General features: G+C 23.9%; 3 protein-coding genes and 1 pseudogene. All 4 read left to right on the plus strand.

Translation table 11 applies throughout. The features are described 5' to 3' along the window. Positions 1-112: 112 nt before the first annotated feature. The gene (locus L988_RS14040) at positions 113-244 is read left to right on the plus strand and encodes a hypothetical protein (protein WP_255359934.1); all 132 of its coding nucleotides are present in this window, start codon (positions 113-115) and stop codon (positions 242-244) included. A gap of 13 nt (positions 245-257) precedes the next feature. Beyond that, positions 258-644 carry a hypothetical protein gene (locus L988_RS08780; RefSeq protein ID WP_047383508.1) on the plus strand — a complete coding sequence of 129 codons (387 nt, stop codon included), beginning with the start codon at positions 258-260 and terminating at the stop codon, positions 642-644. Then, positions 637-1,365 carry a ParA family protein gene (locus tag L988_RS08785; protein WP_047383510.1) on the plus strand — a complete coding sequence of 243 codons (729 nt, stop codon included), beginning with the start codon at positions 637-639 and terminating at the stop codon, positions 1,363-1,365. Before L988_RS08780 ends, L988_RS08785 begins: the two co-directional genes overlap by 8 nt. Position 1,366: 1 nt before the next feature. Next, a pseudogene (locus tag L988_RS08790) lies at positions 1,367-2,012 on the plus strand (hypothetical protein); the annotation flags it as partial.

Genomic DNA, 2,012 nt, shown 5'->3' on the forward strand with positions numbered 1-2,012 from the left:
GAAAAAGGAGCTACTTAATGTAGCCCCTTCACATAAGGTAAATGTTACCTATTTCTCGCAAAAATATTGTAACATTTATCCTTATAAAAATCAAGTAGGAGGATAAATTATAATGAAAAAACACTATGAAAATGGAGAAATTAAAGTTTCTATTGATTATGAAAATGATGGGGTGAGAAAAACTTTTTCAGATTTAATTTTTAAATCAGAAAGAGAACTTGAAGATTTTTTACTCACTCTTTAAAGAAAGGAAAAAAATGATAAAAAAAATAAGTTTAAGCAAGAGCTATAATAAAGTTATTGGAGGGTATATCCTTATACCCTCTAGTATCTCTAAAGAACTTGGTTGGTTTGACAATATAGAAGATATACACCTGGAATATAAAGATAATAAACTAATAATTTCAAATACTACTGAAGATAAAGAAAATAAAAATATTGAAGATGGAAAATTAATTATCTTTAATAAAGATACAAAAATTATTAGAGGTAGAAAATATTATAAAGATAGTGTATATTTAACTGAAAAAATATATTTGCCTATCAACATAACAAAAGAATTATCTAAAGACTTTACAAATCTAAATATTATAATAACAACTGAAAACAATAATATTATCGTGGAGGGTATGAACAATGAATAAAAACGGAAAAATAATAACTATAAAAAATAATAAAGGTGGAGTAGGAAAAACATTTTTAACTTCACAACTTGCTTCAGGTCTTGCTTTAGCAAATAAAAGAATTTTAATTTTAACTTCAGATTCTCAAAATAATATCTTCAACTACTTATTAAAAGGAAATAAAGACTTTGATAATGGATTAAAAGCTGAAATTTCAAAAGGAAATGGAGAATATTTTAGATTAAGAGAAAATTTATATTTTTTACCTTTAGAAAAAAGTACATTTGGTAATCTATTTATTCAAACTTTACCTAGTTATTTACAAAAAGTTAAAAACGAATATGATTATATAATTATTGATTCTGTTCCAACTTTAAAAGTTGATAATGTATTTTTAGAAAATTCTGATTACGTTATAATTCCTACTCATTGTGATGAAGTAACTATGGAAGGTGTTTTGAACCTTTCAAAAGAAATTGATCCAAATAAAATTTTATCAATTGTTATCAATAAGTTTGAACCTACTAAAGTACAAAATTATTTTTTAAACCTTCTAATAGAAAATTTTAATGGTATAAATATTCATTTACCTACTCCAATTGATAAATCATCATTTATTGAACAAATGCTTTACAACAAAAAAACTGTTTGGGAGTATAGCAATAAAACAGCTCTGAAAGTTCAAGAAATTATTTTTGAAATTATGAAAGAACTTGAAAAAAGAAACTTGGAGGAAAGATAAAATGAAAAAAACTAATCTAACAATGATGAATTTATCTGACAGATTAAAAAATGAAGTTAAAATAACTCCTAAAAATGAAATTACAAATATTCCTGAAGAACATTTAAAAGATATTATTGATTTTTCCTTAATAAAAGAGATTTCTCCAACAGAAGAAATTGGGAATTTTCTAAAAGAACAAACTATAAAAATGTTTAGTATTCAAGCCAAAAGTGCTATTTTACTAGGAGAAATTTTTACTAATGTGCATGAAAAACTAGGTGGACAAGGTAGTGAAAATGGCGTTTATGAAAAATGGTTAGATATAAATAACTTCAGTAGAGCTACTGCTTGGAGATACAGACAAAGATTTTCAATTTACTCTAGGGTAAATGAACATAAAAAACCAATTATTGCAACTATTCCTCAAAATTTAATAAATGAAATTTATAAAAGCGAAGATTTTGAAGGACTTATAAACATAATAAATGACTCTACAGACAAAGCAGACGTTATTGATTCCTTGAATAATATTTTAGGAATATCTAATAAAAAAATAGAACACAAAAAAGAAAATGAAATATTTGAAACATTTGAAATAAAAAATTACATTCCAATTTTTGAAGCATTTGAAGAAAAAGTAAATAAATTAAATAGTGAAGAAAAAA

It is taken from the genome of Cetobacterium sp. ZWU0022, assembly GCF_000800875.1.
Taxonomy (GTDB): domain Bacteria; phylum Fusobacteriota; class Fusobacteriia; order Fusobacteriales; family Fusobacteriaceae; genus Cetobacterium_A.

Excerpts from the sequence above, each read along its gene's own strand:
- L988_RS14040 (WP_255359934.1), top strand. The coding sequence starts at position 113 with ATGAAAAAACACTATGAAAATGGAGAAATTAAAGTTTCTATTGATTAT.
- L988_RS08780 (WP_047383508.1), top strand. The coding sequence starts at position 258 with ATGATAAAAAAAATAAGTTTAAGCAAGAGCTATAATAAAGTTATTGGA.
- L988_RS08785 (WP_047383510.1), top strand. The coding sequence starts at position 637 with ATGAATAAAAACGGAAAAATAATAACTATAAAAAATAATAAAGGTGGA.